Origin of the sequence: Ruminiclostridium hungatei (assembly GCF_002051585.1) — a bacterium.
Taxonomy (GTDB): Bacteria; Bacillota; Clostridia; order Acetivibrionales; family DSM-1351; genus Ruminiclostridium; species Ruminiclostridium hungatei.
On record NZ_MZGX01000019.1, the window covers coordinates 49,109 to 66,661 of the forward strand.

17 protein-coding genes are annotated in these 17,553 nt (G+C 42.7%); 16 read left to right on the forward strand and 1 reads right to left on the reverse strand.

The window, feature by feature from the left end; translation table 11 throughout:
- Nucleotides 1-17: 17 nt before the first annotated feature.
- Nucleotides 18-797 (reverse strand): sensor histidine kinase, encoded by a 780-nt coding sequence (locus tag CLHUN_RS14060; protein WP_117387063.1) that lies wholly within the window; start codon nt 795-797, stop codon nt 18-20.
- Nucleotides 798-1,188: 391 nt separating this feature from the next.
- Between CLHUN_RS14060 and CLHUN_RS14065 the strand changes: the two genes are divergently transcribed.
- From CLHUN_RS14065 to CLHUN_RS14140, 16 genes are all read left to right on the forward strand, one after another.
- Nucleotides 1,189-1,563, forward strand: coding sequence for a response regulator (locus CLHUN_RS14065; protein WP_080065268.1), 375 nt, complete (start codon nt 1,189-1,191; stop codon nt 1,561-1,563).
- Between the two features lie 159 nt (nt 1,564-1,722).
- On the forward strand, nt 1,723-2,901 hold the full coding sequence (gene metK, locus CLHUN_RS14070) for a methionine adenosyltransferase (RefSeq protein WP_080065269.1): 1,179 nt from the start codon (nt 1,723-1,725) through the stop codon (nt 2,899-2,901).
- Nucleotides 2,902-3,085: 184 nt separating this feature from the next.
- The gene (locus CLHUN_RS14075) at nt 3,086-4,159 is read left to right on the forward strand and encodes an ABC transporter substrate-binding protein (RefSeq protein ID WP_165755760.1); all 1,074 of its coding nucleotides are present in this window, start codon (nt 3,086-3,088) and stop codon (nt 4,157-4,159) included.
- Nucleotides 4,160-4,560: 401 nt separating this feature from the next.
- Nucleotides 4,561-5,352 carry an ABC transporter ATP-binding protein gene (locus CLHUN_RS14080; RefSeq protein WP_080065271.1) on the forward strand — a complete coding sequence of 264 codons (792 nt, stop codon included), beginning with the start codon at nt 4,561-4,563 and terminating at the stop codon, nt 5,350-5,352.
- Between the two features lie 43 nt (nt 5,353-5,395).
- The gene (locus CLHUN_RS14085; RefSeq protein WP_080065272.1) at nt 5,396-6,265 is read left to right on the forward strand and encodes an ABC transporter permease; all 870 of its coding nucleotides are present in this window, start codon (nt 5,396-5,398) and stop codon (nt 6,263-6,265) included.
- Nucleotides 6,266-6,289: 24 nt separating this feature from the next.
- Nucleotides 6,290-7,489, forward strand: coding sequence for a radical SAM protein (locus tag CLHUN_RS14090; protein WP_080065273.1), 1,200 nt, complete (start codon nt 6,290-6,292; stop codon nt 7,487-7,489).
- Nucleotides 7,490-8,006: 517 nt separating this feature from the next.
- The gene (locus tag CLHUN_RS14095; RefSeq protein ID WP_080065274.1) at nt 8,007-8,651 is read left to right on the forward strand and encodes a matrixin family metalloprotease; all 645 of its coding nucleotides are present in this window, start codon (nt 8,007-8,009) and stop codon (nt 8,649-8,651) included.
- Nucleotides 8,652-8,771: 120 nt separating this feature from the next.
- Nucleotides 8,772-9,410, forward strand: a complete 639-nt coding sequence (locus tag CLHUN_RS14100) for a hypothetical protein (RefSeq protein WP_080065275.1) — start codon at nt 8,772-8,774, stop codon at nt 9,408-9,410.
- 280 nt (nt 9,411-9,690) lie between these two features.
- The gene (locus CLHUN_RS14105) at nt 9,691-10,338 is read left to right on the forward strand and encodes a hypothetical protein (protein WP_080065276.1); all 648 of its coding nucleotides are present in this window, start codon (nt 9,691-9,693) and stop codon (nt 10,336-10,338) included.
- Nucleotides 10,339-10,726: 388 nt separating this feature from the next.
- Entirely contained in the window at nt 10,727-11,164 is a 438-nt protein-coding gene (locus CLHUN_RS14110; protein WP_080065277.1) for a pyridoxamine 5'-phosphate oxidase family protein, read from the forward strand.
- A 35-nt stretch (nt 11,165-11,199) separates the two neighbouring features.
- On the forward strand, nt 11,200-11,961 hold the full coding sequence (locus tag CLHUN_RS14115) for an ABC transporter permease (RefSeq protein WP_080065278.1): 762 nt from the start codon (nt 11,200-11,202) through the stop codon (nt 11,959-11,961).
- A gap of 26 nt (nt 11,962-11,987) precedes the next feature.
- Nucleotides 11,988-12,761: an ABC transporter ATP-binding protein gene (locus CLHUN_RS14120; protein ID WP_080065279.1), complete on the forward strand. Its 774-nt coding sequence runs from the start codon at nt 11,988-11,990 to the stop codon at nt 12,759-12,761.
- A gap of 15 nt (nt 12,762-12,776) precedes the next feature.
- Nucleotides 12,777-13,871, forward strand: coding sequence for an ABC transporter substrate-binding protein (locus CLHUN_RS14125; RefSeq protein WP_080065280.1), 1,095 nt, complete (start codon nt 12,777-12,779; stop codon nt 13,869-13,871).
- A 63-nt stretch (nt 13,872-13,934) separates the two neighbouring features.
- Nucleotides 13,935-14,810, forward strand: coding sequence for a nucleotide-binding protein (locus CLHUN_RS14130; protein ID WP_080065281.1), 876 nt, complete (start codon nt 13,935-13,937; stop codon nt 14,808-14,810).
- A gap of 26 nt (nt 14,811-14,836) precedes the next feature.
- Complete coding sequence (locus tag CLHUN_RS14135) at nt 14,837-16,252, forward strand: nitrogenase component 1 (RefSeq protein ID WP_165755761.1); 1,416 nt, start codon at nt 14,837-14,839, stop codon at nt 16,250-16,252.
- Nucleotides 16,252-17,526, forward strand: a complete 1,275-nt coding sequence (locus CLHUN_RS14140; RefSeq protein WP_080065283.1) for a nitrogenase component 1 — start codon at nt 16,252-16,254, stop codon at nt 17,524-17,526. The genes CLHUN_RS14135 and CLHUN_RS14140 overlap by 1 nt, the downstream gene beginning before the upstream one ends.
- The last annotated feature ends 27 nt before the right edge of the window (nt 17,527-17,553 follow it).

Consider the following 17,553-nt stretch of genomic DNA (forward strand, 5'->3'; position numbering starts at 1 on the left):
GCTTAATATTACACCGCTTACACCAGGATATTCTCACGGCTGATGGTAAAATACACGCAGGCGCCTTTTCCAACCTCACCTGTTATCCAGACACGGCCGCCGAATTTTTCTATGATTTTTTTAACAATTGCAAGTCCCACACCGCTGCCTTCAAAATCGTTCAAGGAGTGCATGCGCTGAAACATGCCAAACAGGTTTTCGGAAAACTTCATATCAAATCCTACGCCGTTGTCCTTTATGTAGAAATAGCCCTCATTGTTTTCAAAGCGGTAACCAATGCAAATTATACCGGTATCAACATTTCTGGTGAACTTCAGGGAATTTGACAGGATATTTGCAAACACCTGTTTCATCAGAATCTTATCGGCCAGGATGAAGGGGATGTCCTCTTCTAGCTGCAGAATGATTCTTTGCTTTTGGGAATATCCTATTACCAGTTCATCAAAAACGGTTTTTGCAAGCTCCTTCACATCCAGTGCTTCCAGAACAGGCTCAAAATCCGTGAATTTTGTATAGTCCAAAAGCTTGTTTATAAGAATTAATGTATCACTGCATATGTCCCGTATGTTTTGAATAAGCTCAATGCCCTCAATGGAAACTGAATTTTTATAGTCTTCAATAAAAATTCTTGCATAGCCGTCTATAGCCCGGACAGGTGCCTTAATCTCATGGGATATGGTGTAATTAAAGGCCTGAAGCTCATGGTTGGAAACCTCCAGCCTGTCGGCTATTTCCTGAAGGTCGGCTTTATGTGGGTTCTTGTAATAGGAATCCTCTTTATTAAAAATAGTAATCACTCCCGAGTACACTCAAATACATACTATAAATATATGTATAATATACAATTTTAACAATATTTTGTCAATTGAAAAACATACTAAAAATATGAGTTTAATAAGTGAACTAGTAGTGGGTAACAGCTAAAACCTATATTTTCGGTTGGGAATATCCAAATAAAGACAGTCAAAATCTAAATTTACTCTTGTTGTCAGTGTAAATGAGAAAATTTATAATTTATTAATGGAAATACCTGTAATAAATTGCCTGTTGAAAAAAGCACAATATGGCTCAGGAGGTTAGCGTGAAAGATACATGTGGTAAGTCAGAGTGGATTTCACGCAGCGAAAGCCACTACGTGTTCTTTCATTACTATTTGTGTACGCGCTATGCGCGCAGATGGGAGATAATATGCAAAAAATAAATGTTTTGATAATAGAAGAATTCAAATACATAGCAGATTTGAATGTTCTGGAGCTGAAAAGAGGCGGCTTTGAGGTGGACAGTAAATATGTATGCAGCGAAGATGCCATGAGACAGGCACTTTGCTCCAAGCAGTATGATATTATTCTCTCTGACAATTCAACACCCCACTTTAATGCCATCCAAGCTTTGCTGACCAGAAATGAGCTGGCACCCAAAACCCCTTTCATAATAGTTTCCGAGGATGTATCCCCTGAAAGCATAAAATATGCCATGAAAAACAGTTGCTGTGCGTACCTGCTCAAGGAGAACCTGCACCAGCTTGCTATCCTTGTGAAAAATATAATTAAAAGAAACCTGTAAATATAAATCCAAATTTAGTCTACCATTTTTCAAAATATACTCCATTGAAATGAGGATTATATACAATTAAAATAAACATATCGGAATAGTATATATTAAAAATCAGGCACGGTCTTATAGAGTCTGTGCTATCAATATTATCAAAAGGAGATCAATTTTATGGCCAGATTATTTACATCAGAATCAGTAACTGAAGGACATCCGGATAAAATATGCGATCAGATATCAGATGCCATACTGGATGCATTGATTGAGCAAGACCCATATTCAAGAGTGGCTGCTGAAACAACTGTTGCCACAGGGCTTGCTTTGGTAGTGGGAGAAATATCAACAAAGGCTTATGTTGATATTCCCAAAATAATAAGAAATACAATCAGAGAGATTGGCTACACAAAAAATGCCGACGGTTTTGACGCAGATTCAATAGCTGTTCTGACATCTATAGATGAACAGTCTGCAGACATTGCCCTTGGTGTGGACAAAGCTTATGAATCGAAGGTAGGCGGGTCTCAGGAAGACTTTGGAACGGGAGCCGGGGATCAGGGCATGATGTTCGGGTACGCAACCAATGAGACGGAGGATTATCTTCCTGTAACAATTTCCTTTGCACACCGTCTTTCCAGAAGGTTGACCGAAGTAAGAAAGAACGGTACTCTCAAATATCTGAAACCTGACGGCAAATCACAGGTTACAGTGGAATTTGACCAGGATGGAAATGCCAAAAGGATTGATACGGTGGTCATTTCATCCCAGCATGCTGAGGAGGTGACTTTGGAGCAGATAAGGAAGGACATTGTCAAATATGTGATAAAGGAAGTACTGCCGGCAGAATTGCTGGATGATAAAACCAGATATTTTGTAAATCCTACAGGAAGATTTGTTATTGGAGGACCTCAAGGTGATGCAGGGCTGACAGGCAGAAAAATAATTGTAGATACCTATGGCGGAGTGGGGAGACACGGAGGCGGAGCTTTCTCGGGCAAAGACCCTACAAAGGTGGACAGATCGGCTGCCTATGCTGCAAGATGGGTTGCCAAAAATCTGGTGGCTGCCGGGGTTGCCGACAGGTTGGAAATAGAGGTGGCGTATGCAATCGGTGTGGCAAGACCGGTTTCGGTTGCAGTTGAAACCTTTGGCACAGGTAAAATACCGGACGAAAAAATCGTAGATATCATAAAAAAGGAATTCGACTTAAGACCCGCGGCAATAATTGAGGCACTGGAGCTGAGAAGGCCAATATACAGGCAGACAGCAGCCTATGGGCATTTTGGAAGGACCGATATAGATTTGCCATGGGAAAGACTTGACCGGGTGGAAGCAATAAAAAAATATCTGTAGCCTGATAAATAAAACAAATCCGGCAGGATACACCATTTAAATAATGAATATCTGATTAGAGAAACTAAAGGATAATTTCAGTAAAATACTGTGATTGTCCTTTGTTTTTTACCCGGAAATCAGGGGAAAACGGACAGCGAAGACTGTTTGAGTACGCAGGTAAGCGTAGATGGGAGAAAAAAATATGGATAAAAGGTTTAAAACTTTTGCAGCAGCATTAATAATTACAGGCCTTATGCTTGTGGGGATGACCGGATGCGGAGGGGGCAGCAGCCCTGTGACGGTTTCTGAAACCGGGGCTTCCGGGCCGGCAGCAATCCCGGCGGCAGGAAAAGAATCCGGTTCCGGAGATGCTGCAGCTTTCAAAATAAACATTGCGGTGGATTCCGGAACTTTTGCCTATCCCTTTTGGGTTGCAAAAAACAAAGGCATACTTGAAAAATACAATATTGAAGCAGATTTTCAGACCTATGCGTATGGAATAGATACTATTAATGCTGTACAGCTTGACCAGGCGGATATAGGCGAAGCTATGGATTTTGCCGCTGTAAGCAGGCTGGGCGGAGCAAGTGAATTGCAGTTTATTTCTTTTATCGCAGGAAACAAACTGGGTGCTTCAAAATTGTACGCACTTAAAGGCAGTATAAAAAAAATCCAGGATTTGTCCGGCAAATCGGTGGTAGTTCAAAAGGGAACTGTAAATGAATATGTCTGGGCGCAAACCTATGATAAATACGGAATTGATCCCAAATCCGTGAATCCGCTGTTTATCAGCAGTACTGCCGAGGGGCTTGCACTTGTAAAGTCGGGAGATGCCGATGCCATATGGGCAGGTGCTGATATAAGCGGGCAGGTTGAAGAATTGGGAGGGAAAAGTCTGGGAGATTACACTCTGATCGGTTTTGCACCACAGGGTTTTCTGATGCTTAAAAAGCCATACCTGGATAAAAATGATGAGGGCATACAAAGGCTGCTTAAGGCTTTAAAGGAGGCAGTTGCCATTATCAATGCCAATCCGGAGGAAGCAGCCAATATTGTTAAGGATAACTTTAAAATACCTGTGGAAAATATTGCCAGGGTATTGAAGGACACCATTTTTGACATCAGACTCAGTCAACAGGATGTGGATCAACTGGACAGTGTGGCAAAATGGTCCATTCAAAACAAATTGATCAAGTATGACTTTAATGTCAGGGACTATATATATTTAAAGCCATTGGAGAAAACCTTCCCTGAGACAATTACATATAAAAAATAACTGTAAGTAACTGAAGTGCTGGTTAAGGATGTATACAATTAAAAAGTAACCTGTGAGACTGTTCCCTTCCGGACGAATTTTAAAGAAATACTTGTATATAACACTTTTGCTTGAAATAGTACGACTTACAACATGCTTTTTCAGCCGTCGCAGCAACTCCACTATCCAGGTCTCGGGTGCTGCTTAAATTGACATCGTGTTTGTGTCAATTTAACTGCTAAAGCAGCATGATATAAGCTTACAATTTCAGCAAAAGCTTTTAATCATACCGCGCATTTCTTTAAAGTTGTCCTCGCGTGGACAGTATCAAGCACTTTATTCACGTTCATCATGTTTAACCAACACAATGAGTTAATCCAAGCAGCCATATTTATTTCCACAAAGAAAGGGGGAATGGGCTTATGAGTTCAGCAGGAAACACCTGCATTAAAATTGACAATCTCTCAAAGGACTATACTTATGGTTTGAAACCCGGTGGCCCCGGACGGAATGTAATAAAGGGCATAAATCTGGAAATAGGCAGGGGAGAATTCCATATAATCCTTGGCCCCAGCGGCTGCGGAAAATCCACACTGCTAAACATTATTGCTGGATTTATTTCCAAATCGGAGGGCAGTGTTGCATTGAACGGCACTGAAATCAAAAAACCGGGACGGGACAGAGGTGTGGTATTCCAGAATGCGGATTCTGCAATATTTCCATGGCTGACGGTAAGAGGAAATGTTGAATACGGCTTGAGAATGAAGGGAATGGCTTCGGGAAAACGCAGGCAGATATCTTCGGAGTATATCAGGCTGGTGGGGCTGGAAAGCCATGAGAATAAATACCCGGGAGAACTTTCAGGAGGAATGAAGCAAAGGGTTCAGATGGCAAGAAGCCTTTCAAATGATTCGGAAATTTTGATTATGGACGAACCTTTTGGAGCTCTGGATGCTCATACCAGAAGGATTATGCAGACTGAGCTTGTAAGGATATGGCAGGAAACCGGAAAAACCATTATTTTTGTAACCCATGACATAACCGAAGCTATAATACTAGGTCAAAGAATCAGTATTATGTCAAAGTCACCGGATGCCACCATATATAAAATATATGAAAATACTTTGCCCTATCATAGGAATGCGGCTTCACCGGGATTTTCAGCATTGTTCGGGCAAATACAGGGGCACTTTGATTTTGGAGAAAATATTTGAAATTGCAACTTAAAAGAGTATTGAGGGGAAAGGAGAATCAAAAGTGGAAAGAGTAATTGAAATAGCGGTGAACCATACGGGAAACAAGCACCGGGAAAAGAGTGAAAGCCAGGCTGTATATCTTTTTATCAGAACCTTAAGGGCTGCCGTCTGGTTTGCGGCAGAAAAAGGAATACTTACCTGGATACTGCTTTTCGGCATATGGGGGATTGCTTCTCTGGCTTATACAGTGGATTTTTTACCCAGTCCGCTGGAAACTATTGCAGGAGCGAAAGAAATTATTTTGGACGGAACCCTGGTAAGATTTGTTGCAATAAGCTCTCAAAGAGTACTGTGGGGCTGGAGTCTGGGGATTTTATTCGCCGTACCGGCAGGCTTGATAATTGGCCGGTTGGAACTTTTGAGAAGGATTTTTGAGCCCTTCATAGATTTTCTCAGATTTATCCCCGCCATAGGCTTTTTGACACTGTTTCTGATGTGGTTTGGTGCGGGAGAGCAATCCAAGGTGGTACTTATTTTTTATGCCACGGTATTTGTAATATTAATAAATACAATAGTGGGGGTTCTGAGTATTGACAAAAACAGGCTGCAAGCTGCAAGGTCGCTGGGGGCTTCAGAATTTCAAATTATTTATTCTGTTCTGATTCCTTCTGCACTTCCTCATGTTTTTACCGGCATAAGGCTGGGACTGGGGGGAGCCTTTACCTCAATCGTTGCGGCAGAGATGCTGGCAGCCAAGGAGGGAATAGGCTTTCTGATATACACCTCAAGACTTTATTTCAGGACGGACTGGATATTTGTAGGGCTTCTTACCCTTGGGCTTATGGGATATGTCTCTGACCGGCTTATCAGGGCTTTCGGCAAGACGGTATTGGGCAGGTACGGCATTAATGATACCAGAAAATTTGAATGATTTTACAGTAAAGGAGAGTTTGATATGAGTGTGAAAAGCAATCTGTATGAGGAAGTAAGAATAAAAAATGAAGTTACGGTGGAGGGAATACAAATAACCGAAGAAGTGGATACACTGCTGAAAAGTCTGGATCTGGGAGGAAAATACCAGGAAGAGGTTCATGGTATGTTTGAATACGATAAGGAGCCTCATGCAGGCATTGCACATCCGGTAGGCTTCAGGTCTCCGGGCGGCTTTCTGTTTCCCTTTAATTCCTACAGGAAATCCAGATTTTCCATAGGCTATGACAGGGGTTCATACATTCTGACTGAAAACGGGCACAAGGTCTTTGACATTGATTTTCTGGAAAGGCCTGAATATTACAGTCATGCTACCAGTGACGGGGTTCAGATGAAAAATATCGCGGTTTATAATCACGAGGGAGTGGTATTTGTAACCTACAGCAACGAGTGCCACTTGAAGGAAAAAGGGCTGGATTGCCTGTACTGCAACATTAACGCTACAAAAAACACCTACGCTGACGTGGAGGGCATCAAGTGGAAATATCCCAAGCAGATAGCCGAAACAGTAAAACTTGCCTATCAGGAGCCTGGAAGGCATCATGTAACCTTGACAGGAGGCTTTGTACCAGAGCACCGGGAAATGGATTATTACTTTGATGTTGCCGAGGCAATCCAGCTTGAAACCGGTTTGGACGATTTTAACGGGACGGCTGTAATCGGAGCACCGGAGGACCATGGTATAATAGACAGGTACAAGGAGGCAGGCTACCGTACCCTGGCCATAAATATAGAACTCTGGGACAAAAATATTTTTAAAAGCATCTGCCCGGGCAAGGAGCAGTTAAGCGGAGGCTGGGAGAACTGGAGGTCTTCTCTGGAACATGCCGCAAAGGTTTTCGGCCATGGAAGGGTACGCTCAAACATAGTGGCGGGGCTGGAGCCAAAGCGTTCAACTTTGGAGGGGATAGAATATCTGGCTTCAAAGGGCATTGTCTGCTTTGCAGGGGCCTGGTGCCCAAATCCCGGCTCCGAGCTGGAAAACCATAGAAGCCCGGAACCTGAATGGCATTGGGATCTGACCTTGAAAATAGCAGAGATATTCCGCAAAAACGGATTTACATATGATCAGCTATATGATTGCAGTGCTTCATCAAATTCATGCATACACGATATTTATAGAATTGAAAGCGGGATATTGCCGGCACTGAAGCAGGCAATATAGCATCGGGCAGCAAACCAGGCCTGCTGAAATCTTTTTAAACAACAGAATAAAAGGTTAATACCCAAAGGCAATTGCCAGAAAGCGTACCGGTTCAGACTTGACTGTATGGACGGTTATTCCGGCAATTGCTTTTTTGCGTATAGGGCGTTGTGCTAATTCGACAGGTGAGTTTTACCAGTTGGAAACAGTTATTGCTCAGCAGATACTTCTGTACTAGATTCAATTACGGTTCAAACCCAAACTATCAGCATTCGGCCGATAGTAATTGACTTTGCGTACCCGTTGAGACAAATTTTCTTACTCTGTGCTGAACATAAAATCAACTAGCATAACGAGTTAAATTAAGATTACACCTCTATTTTATAAGTTTACAGTAAAATGTTACTTATAACAGGTAAAACGTACTTATTTACAGTAATTGACAAAAATAGTAAATAGAGTTAATATGTAGATGGATATAACAATCTGAATCTAAAGAAATATATATACTCACAAAACAATGAATTGGAGGATACAAATGACAAAGAAAAGAATTCTGATTGGACTGGGCTTTGCCATAATGCTTGTGATATGTACATTTAGTGTTTTGGCTTATACTTTGGCTCCTACCAGACCTACTGCCAAGAACTTGTCTTTTTACACTAATGGTATGACTCAGACACAAAAGAATGCTGCTATGGAAGCCGCTTATACATGGTCATGTGTTACAAGAGGAATATCTTTCGGCACTCTTGGGGATAGGACAGGAAAAATCAGCTTTGATGATTCATTCTCAGATGTTGGTTTCATGGATTTTAACGTGATTGATTGGTATTATCAAATTCCAACTACAGCATCGGGATACTGCTGGACTGATCAAAATAATAATTACAATAAATTTGACATTGTGCTGAATTCAAATTGTTCCTGGGGAAGCGGCAACAGCAGTAATTACCTGGATATGCAGGGCAATTTCACTCACGAATTCGGCCACGCGGCAGGCCTGGGCCATAGCGGCACCATGCCGGGAAATGGTTCACCGGCAAATACACCTGCTGCATATTATCCAACTATGTGGCCCAATACTACAGATGTTTGGGGGAATAACGTTACATATTACTGGAGGACATTGGAAAACGATGATATAAGCGGTGTGCAGTATGTATATACACTGATTAAATAAAAGGATGAGGTGTTATGAAAGATACATGTGGCAAGTCAAAGTGGATTTCACGCAGCGAAAGCCACTGCGTGTCTTTCATTACTATTTATGTATGCGCTATGCGCGTAGAGGGGAGATAAAATGAAAAGAAAAATTATTCCGGCAGCATGTTTAGCAGCCGCCGTAGTGCTGCTTTTTGCAGCATATACTATAAATAATGTCTACAAAGATAAAGACACAGCTAATGCAACAGCAGATATATCCAGTAAAGCTAATTCAGGAATGGGACATTTCAGCGAAATAAGATATGATCAGAATACACTTATAGACAGCTCCGACGTTATAGTCAGGTGTATATTCACCGGAAAAAAAGAAACAAAGAATATAACATCTTTAACTAAAAATGGAAGAGGAGAAGATATGGAATTTGAGGCTCCTGTAACCACCTACAAAATGAAAACGGTGGAAAGCCTGAAAGGTTCCGTTGATGATAAGTTTGAATTTGGCCTGATAGGTACCGGTGACGGGAATTTTATAAAGGGCGGAGACTATGTACTGTTTTTAAACTATAACAGCGAACTGGATAAGTATAAGCTTGTAAGCTACAGCCAGGGCTTCAACAGAGTCAGGGAAATCAGCAAGGAAAAGATAAATGCAGCAAAAGCTGCTGCAGACGGAACGTTATCTCAGGATCAGACAATTGAAATTGAGACGGTTGAAACAAACGAGGTAATGAATTATATGGACCTTAAGAATAAAATAAAAGAGCTGGAAAAATAGCTAGAAGTGATGCAAATATAAACATTCCCATTATGAAGAGCCGGTAGTCTTAATATTGCCGGCTTTTTGTATTGACAAGTCATGACTATATGGCATTATATGGTTGAAATTCAAAATAGCATAATACAGGTTTGCTTTATGAATAAAGGCATATTACATATTTGAGGGGTTAGCGTGAAAGATATATGTGGCAAGTCAAAGTGGATTTCACGCAGAGAAAGCCACTACGTGTCTTTCATAACTATTTATGTATGCGCTATGCGCGTAGATGGGAGATAAAATGAAAAGAAAAATTATTCCGGCAGCTTGTGTAACAGCCGCCATAGTGCTGCTTTTTGCAGCATATATTATAAATAATGTCTGCACAGACACAGCTACTGCAACAGCAGGCATAACCAGTATGGATAATTCCGGCATGGCTAATTGTGGAACAAGCTACTTCAGTGAAATGAGATATGATGAAAATACGCTTATAGGCAGCTCTGACGTAATAGTCAGGTGCATATTCACCGGAGAAAAAGAAACTAAAACCGTAACTGCCTTGACAAAAAACGGTAAAGGGGAAGAGGATGGAATGGTGGCCCCTGTAACCACCTACAAGATGAAAACCGTGGAAGGCCTGAAAGGTTCCGTTGACGATAAGTTTGAATTCGGTTTAATAGGTACCGGTGACGGGAATTTTGTAAAGGGCGGAGACTATGTACTGTTTTTAAACTATAACAGCGAATTGGATAAATATAAGCTTGTAAGCTACGGACAGGGTATCAACAGGGTCAAGGAAATCACCAGGGCAGGTGAAGGTACTGCAATATCTTCAGCAGACGGCACGATGTCTCAGGACGGGAATATTGAAATTGAGACGATAGAAACAAACGAGGTAATGAATTACTTGGAGCTTAAGAATAAAATAAAAGAATTGGAAAAATAGAATAATATTTTAATTGTTTGCCTTATGATAAATAAGGAGCCGGAGATATATATAATTTGTGACGGCATATAATAATAGCCGTTAATAATTTTACAGCCAGGAGCCTTAATAAACAGCAATAAAATGTGCTGAAAATCATACAAGCTCTATATATTTTTTGCTGTGCCACCCCATCTTTTTAAACTCCAAATTTAGTCCACCATATATCCAAATATACTCTATTGTTCAGGAAAAGATATGAGACTACAATATAAAATAACAAATTGAAGTCAAAAACCTAGTAAATATATATGTGAAATAATATATTGCCGGGTTTTTCTCAAATTCAAAGGAACTGCCCCTGGCAAGTCAGGGCTGCCTTTATGAAAAGCATAAGGAGGATATCATTATGTCAATTGATAAGGAAGAAATTAAAGTTTACTTGAATAACAGCAAGACTCTGGCCCTTGCAACGGTGAATGAAGCCGGAGAACCGGATATCAGAACTCTTGGGGGGTACGGTGTATCCGGTTTGGAGGTATATTTTGCCACGGCAAAAGAAAGCAATAAGGTTAAGCAGTTGGAGAGTAATAATGAAGTCGCCGTATTATTCCAGCATGAAAATCAGACAATACCTGATTTTGTAAATGTAACTCTGTACGGAAGGGCTTTACTGACTGAGGGTGATGATTTGGGCGCCGGCAGGCAGGCTATTTTGCAAAGAAGACCCCAACTGTCTTCAGCGATACATAATCATAATATTTACAGGATTAAAACCGAAAGAATCAAGGTTCTGGATTTTAAAGCCTCTGAACCGGCGGAGAGAGTTAACACAATAACTTTATAGCATCACATCCAGTCAGAGAAGGGAGGCCTTCAGATATGAAAAACCTAAGAGTAATTCTGCTAAGTCTGATAATACCGGCGGCAGTAATCATATTCTGGAGTATTGCAACAGCCCGGGGAATAGCGCCTGAAGCCATATTGCCAAGTATAAGGAGCGTTCTTAAGGTATTTAAGGAAAACCTGGCGTCGGGACAGCTTGAGCTGGACCTGGGAATAAGCCTTATGAGGGTTGTAAAGGGATATTTTGCCGCAGTTCTGCTGGGAGTAATACTTGGAACCACCATGGGCATGTCAAAAAATATGAATTATATTTTTTCCCTTACTTTGAATGCAATACGTCAGATTCCCATGATGGCGTGGATTCCGCTGATTATTTTGTGGTTCGGTATAGACGAATTATCAAAGATAGTGGTAATTATACTTGGAGCCTTCTTTCCCATCATGGTAAATACCTTCAGCGGCATCAGGGGCACTCCGCCCGGCTATATTGAAATAGCCAGGCTGTATAAGCTGAGCAGATGGAATACCTTCAGAAAAGTATATCTGCCTTCTGCAATACCGCAAATCTTTGTGGGCCTGAAGCTGGGACTTGGAATATCCTGGATGGCTGTCGTAGCTGCCGAGCTCATTGCCTCCACCGAAGGAATAGGTTTCAGAATCAGCGATGCAAGAAGCCTCATGAAGCCGGATGTTGTCATAATGGGAATGATTGTGATTGGTGTAGTTGGAATATTGATGGATAAGATACTCACGTTTGTTTCGAGAAAAGCTACTCCGTGGATAGGAAGCAAAAGGTGATACATTTGTGAAGGGAGTCGGGGCATATGGCCGGGCAGGTTTTAAAAATAAAAGATTTATACAAATCCTTTAAGGTGGGCAAGGATGAGATTCCGGTTTTGCAGAATATCAGCCTTGAATTCCGGAAAGGCGAATTTGTAACTATTGTGGGGCACAGCGGCTGCGGAAAGAGCACCTTGCTGAAAATCATTGCCGGGTTGGTGGAATATGAGACCGGCGAAGTCACCTACGGAGAGAAAAGGATAACCGCACCGGGAACTGACCGGGGAATGGTATTTCAGGAACACAGGCTGCTTCCCTGGCTGACCATTGAAGAAAATATAGGTTTTGGCCTGTTCAGCTTATCAAAGGAGAAAAAGAAAGCTGCCATTTCCAAGCATGTTGAATTAGTCAGGCTCAATGGCTTTGAGAAAGCATATCCCAGTCAGCTTTCCGGGGGAATGGCCCAAAGGGCGGCAATTGCCAGAGGACTTGCAAGCAATCCCGAGATACTGCTGCTGGATGAGCCCTTCGGAGCACTGGATGCCTTGACCAGAATCCAGATGCAGAAAGAAATTCTGAGGATATGGAAAGAGGAAAAAACCACCATGATCATGGTCACTCATGACATTGATGAAGCAATATTTCTCGGACAAAAGGTAGTGGTAATGTCAGCGCGGCCAGGTGAAATCAAGGAGATTATAGATGTGAACACCGCTACTGTAAAGGACAGGGGAAGCACTGAGTTTGCACATATAAAGAAAAGGATCTACAATCATTTCTTTGAGGACGAAAATATGGAAATTGAGTACGTAATCTGAGACGGAGGAAGCATTATGAGAAAGAATAACTTTAAAGTTTTAGCATTTTTAGTTTTGGCATTATTAATTGCCGGCTGCGGATATAATTCCACCGCTGAAACGTCTGTTAAGGCCAATGGTTCCATAAGCCCGGGTGCAAAAAGCACTGCGGGGCAGGATACTGCTTCAGGAAAAGCCTCAGAGCCTTCGGAAAAAACCGTTACCCTGGCCTTGGCTCAGGAGTCAAACGAGCTCACAGGTATTTGGGGGCTGGCCGACAAAAAGAAGTATCTTGAGGAGGAATTGAACAAGGTAGGATACAGGCTGAAGGTATTGGGCTTTGCAGCGGCAGGTCCCGCTGTGAATGAAGCCTTTGTGTCCGGGAAAATAGACCTGGCCTATTATGGCAATCTTCCGCCGGTGGTTTTAAAGGCAAAGGGAATAGATGTATCCATTGTGTCCATCGGGGACTCCCGGTTCAATTTATCGGTGATTGTGCCGGCGGCTTCGGATATCAGGACGCCAAAGGACCTGGAGGGCAAAAAAGTCATAGTTGGCCGGGGCACCATACTGGATGAATATTGGGGCAATCTGGTAAAGGCATACGGAATAGATGCGGGAAAAGTGAAATTGATAAATGATGTGGCCAATGCAAATTCCACACTCATAAGCGGAAATGCCGATGCACTCCTGTCTGTTGACCTGACGGCACAACTGATAAACAAGCAGTATCCCGTAAAAGTCATAGAATCAACTGCAAAAAATTATCCGGAATTTGCAAGTCAGACAGTTTTGGCAGCAGCGGGCAAATTTGCAAAAGAACAGCCCCAGGTGGTCGTTGCAGTTCTTAAGGCTTACATCAGAGCATATGACTATGCGCTGGAGCATAAGGACGAGGCACTGCAGGCCTTTGCCACAAAAAGCATTCCCGTTGATGTTATAGAAAAGGTGTACTCCAGTGAATTTAACTTTGCAAATCTGGACGGGGGAATTGAAGAAGCCGACAAGGCCAGGTTGAATAAGCTGAACGAGTTTCTTCTCGAATACAAATACATAGAAAAAAGTGCTGATATTGACAATCTGGTTGACACCAGCTTTTTTGAAAAAGCTAAAAAGGAATTGGGAAAATAGCACGGGTCACGGCACAGGCCCGGCCCGGTGTAAAAACAAACATACAAAAAAAGGGTGGTATGAATGAGTAAAAAAATCAAGCATATTGCAATATATGGAAAAGGTGGAATAGGTAAATCCACCACAACTTCGAATATAAGTGCGGCACTTGCGGAAGCCGGCTACAGGGTTATACAGATAGGCTGCGATCCCAAGAGCGATTCCACAAATACCTTGCGCGGAGGAAATTATCTTCCCACTGTGCTGGACAGCTTGAGGGACGGAAGCAATGTAAAAATTGAGGATATATCCGTGGTAGGCTTCAAAGGGGTGCTTTGCATAGAGGCCGGAGGGCCCGTCCCGGGGGTGGGCTGTGCGGGAAGGGGAATAAATGCCGCAATCACACTGCTTCAGGAGCTGGACCTTTTTGAAAAATTCAAGCCTGACGTGGTTCTGTATGACGTACTGGGCGACGTGGTGTGCGGAGGCTTTGCGGTACCTATCCGTGAAGGCATAACCGACAAGGTGTATGTGGTAAGCTCCTCTGATTTTATGGCCGTATATGCGGCAAACAACCTGTTCAAGGCAATAAGCAAATATGCTCCCACGGGAGGGGCCCAATTGGGCGGTATTATAGCAAACAGTGTACTGACACCCTATGCAAAACCGCTTATAAATGACTTTGCATCCAAGACAGGCACAAAGGTGGTTCAATATGTGCCCCGTTCATCAGTTGTTGCACAAAGCGAATTGCACGGCAAAACTGTTATAGAGGCAAATCCTGATTCGGAACAGGCGGATGTTTACAGGGCGCTGGCAAAATACATTATCGATGACAGCGAAGCGGCCGTTCCAAACCCGTTAAGTGTCACAGAACTCAGAGATTGGGCAAAGGATTGGGGCGACAGGATTTTAAAGATTGAAGCTGATGCGGCAAGCGATCTTAATGCAAATATATAACCGCTGTGCGGTGTATGGAGGTATTTATGGCTGTTTTGAGAGGCAAGGCTCCGATTATAAGAGAAAAAAGGTTATCTGCTATCGGGGCATATTATGGAACTGTAGAGGCTCTTTTGAGAGAATTTTATGACGGTAATCTGAAACAGCGTATCAGAACCTTTTCTCAGGAGACAAATTCAGATATTTTATATGCTTTACAGGCAATCAATTCTATTGAGAATGTGGTGATAATCATACATGGTCCCAGGGGCTGCGGAATAATTCAGAACCATTACAATAACAGAAACTCCCTGGCGACCCAATGGGCAGTAACCAATATTGACGAGGAAGACTCCATTTTAGGCAGTGATGTAAAACTTAGAAAAACTGTAAAGAGTATTTACACGGAAAATCAGCCTGAAATCATTTTTATCCTTACTACCTCGGTGGTTGCCATAAACAACGATGATGTGGCCTCCGTTGCACAGGATTTGACTGATGAGCTTGGAATTCCCATTGTTCCCATTTATACCGACGGCTTTAAATCAAAAATAGGTATAACAGGCTATGATACGGCTATTCATTCAATAGTAAAACACCTGCTGCCCAACAGGGCGGAAAAAGAAAACTTTATAAACGTCATTTCCCTTAACGAAAACAAGGAAGGCATAGAGGAACTGAAGAGACTTTTGGAAGCCTTGGGTGTTGAAGCCAACGTGTTCCCCGGCTTTTCAAAATATCAGGACCTTGCAAAAGCAGGCAGTGCGGCATTTAACCTGGTTGTAAAAAAAGGTGAGGGAGATTACTTCGCCAAGGTTCTCAAGGAGGTTTATCAAACACCTGAAATAGAAGCAAATGCGCCCGTGGGAGTCAAGGCTACCGGAAAGTGGCTTGCCCAGATAGGAAAACAGCTTGGCAGGGAGCAGCAGGCGAAAGAGCTCATTGAAAAGGAAAGTCAACATGCCGTAAAGGCACTTGAAAGGTACAAGGTTGACCGTATAAAGGTATACCTGAGCTGTGAGCCCGAATATGCCAATTCCCTTATCGGCCTTCTGGAAGAACTGAACGCTGAGGTGGTGGGTATAAAGGTGCCTTATCTTGATATTACGCTGCTTGACCAGATGGAAAAGCTGTACCGCAAAAATCCGGAGCTGTCCCTGCTCATAGGTGAGGGACAGCCATACGAGCAGATAAATATCCTGAGAAAGTCGGGAGCGGAGGTATATGTAGGAAATGACCAGGCTGTGGGTTCAATAGCCCTTGAGGGTATTCCTGTGCTGGACATACGGGATATCAATATCCTTGGATATAAGGGCAGCATAAGCTTTGCAGAAAAATTTTACAGACTGGTCAAATACAGAGGCTTTTCCGAAAATTTTAATGCTGCGCCCAAACCACCTGTTTATCAGACCGGCTGGCTGAAGAAAAACACAAACTGGTATATAAAGCAGGAGGTGAAATAATGGCGGAATATATTGAACTCAACAGGAACGGCTGTCTGCTTCAGGGGGCTGTGAGCGTCTTAAAGTCCATTAACGGCGTTGTTCCCATTGTACATTCAACAGCAGGCTGTGCGGCACAGGAAAAATATATTTCAAATGCTGCCGACAGATATGGCGACAACTACACTATTGCATGCACCAACATAATTGAAAAGCAGATAGTATTCGGAGGAAGCTCGAGACTGAGAGAACAGATAAAGAATACCGTAAAGGTTCTGGAAGGTGAGCTGTATGTGGTAGTCAGCGGCTGTGCCGCTGAAATAGTTGGAGATGATATTGGCGCAATGACCAAGGAAGCCGCCGAACAGGGCTATCCTGTGATTAATATAAGCACTCCCGGCTTTAAAGGCCACAGCTTTGATGCGTACACAAAGGTGGCCAGGGGAATTATTGAAGGCCTTGAAAAGCTTCAGGCCTCAGAAGCCGCTGTGGAGGAGTCCTTAATAAACATATTCGGAATTGCTCCAAATCTTGATCCCTACTGGGAAGGGAATCTTGAAGAACTGCATTTACTCCTGGAGGAAGCCGGCTTCAAGGCAAATCCCCTGTTTGGCTACGGGAGCTCAGTGGAAAACTGGAAACAGATAAGGAACGCCGGCCTGAATGTTGCGTTTACCGGCTGGGGCCTTGAAATAGCGCGTTATCTCAAAGAAAAATATAATACTCCATATATTTATATCGAAGAAACAGCACTTGGAATAGAGGGAGTTGAAGAAATACTGGAGAAGCTGGCTTCTGTACGCAGTGAAAGGCAGGAGCAAATTGAGGCACTATTGCAGCAGAAGCGGGACAAATACCTGTATTATCTTTCCAAGCTTGCACCCACCTATTACAGGCGGCATATCCAGAAAGAGGTGGTCGTGGTGGGGCCGACCTATATAGCTGCACCCGTTGCCAGCTTTCTTGAAAACAGCTTTGGTCAAATAGTCAAGGCAATAATTTTCACCGATAAGGCTGCAGATTTTGAAAAGGAAAATATCTCAAAAAAAATAAAATTCGAAACATTTTTTTCTGAGGACGGTAAAAGGATACAGGAAAAAATCAGGGAGCTTTCCCCTGAAATAATCCTGGGAAGCCAACTGGAGGCAGGTGCTGCCAAAGAACTTGAAGTTCCCCTGCTGCACATTTCACTTCCAACCGAGGGAAGTGTTATTTTAAAAAGAAGCCTGCTGGGAGTAGACGGTGGTCTTGCATTCCTTGAGGCATACAGTAACGCCGTTTTAACTGTTGAATAGCCGGATTTACAACCGCGCCGGGAAGGA

Bases quoted from the DNA above. Each gene is read 5' to 3' on its own strand.
- CLHUN_RS14075 (WP_165755760.1), top strand. From the start codon at position 3,086: ATGGATAAAAGGTTTAAAACTTTTGCAGCAGCATTAATAATTACAGGC.
- CLHUN_RS14065 (WP_080065268.1), top strand. From the start codon at position 1,189: ATGCAAAAAATAAATGTTTTGATAATAGAAGAATTCAAATACATAGCA.
- CLHUN_RS14130 (WP_080065281.1), top strand. From the start codon at position 13,935: ATGAGTAAAAAAATCAAGCATATTGCAATATATGGAAAAGGTGGAATA.
- metK (WP_080065269.1), top strand. From the start codon at position 1,723: ATGGCCAGATTATTTACATCAGAATCAGTAACTGAAGGACATCCGGAT.
- CLHUN_RS14080 (WP_080065271.1), top strand. From the start codon at position 4,561: ATGAGTTCAGCAGGAAACACCTGCATTAAAATTGACAATCTCTCAAAG.
- CLHUN_RS14140 (WP_080065283.1), top strand. From the start codon at position 16,252: ATGGCGGAATATATTGAACTCAACAGGAACGGCTGTCTGCTTCAGGGG.
- CLHUN_RS14105 (WP_080065276.1), top strand. From the start codon at position 9,691: ATGAAAAGAAAAATTATTCCGGCAGCTTGTGTAACAGCCGCCATAGTG.
- CLHUN_RS14090 (WP_080065273.1), top strand. From the start codon at position 6,290: ATGAGTGTGAAAAGCAATCTGTATGAGGAAGTAAGAATAAAAAATGAA.
- CLHUN_RS14120 (WP_080065279.1), top strand. From the start codon at position 11,988: ATGGCCGGGCAGGTTTTAAAAATAAAAGATTTATACAAATCCTTTAAG.
- CLHUN_RS14110 (WP_080065277.1), top strand. From the start codon at position 10,727: ATGTCAATTGATAAGGAAGAAATTAAAGTTTACTTGAATAACAGCAAG.
- CLHUN_RS14100 (WP_080065275.1), top strand. From the start codon at position 8,772: ATGAAAAGAAAAATTATTCCGGCAGCATGTTTAGCAGCCGCCGTAGTG.
- CLHUN_RS14135 (WP_165755761.1), top strand. From the start codon at position 14,837: ATGGCTGTTTTGAGAGGCAAGGCTCCGATTATAAGAGAAAAAAGGTTA.
- CLHUN_RS14095 (WP_080065274.1), top strand. From the start codon at position 8,007: ATGACAAAGAAAAGAATTCTGATTGGACTGGGCTTTGCCATAATGCTT.
- CLHUN_RS14125 (WP_080065280.1), top strand. From the start codon at position 12,777: ATGAGAAAGAATAACTTTAAAGTTTTAGCATTTTTAGTTTTGGCATTA.
- CLHUN_RS14115 (WP_080065278.1), top strand. From the start codon at position 11,200: ATGAAAAACCTAAGAGTAATTCTGCTAAGTCTGATAATACCGGCGGCA.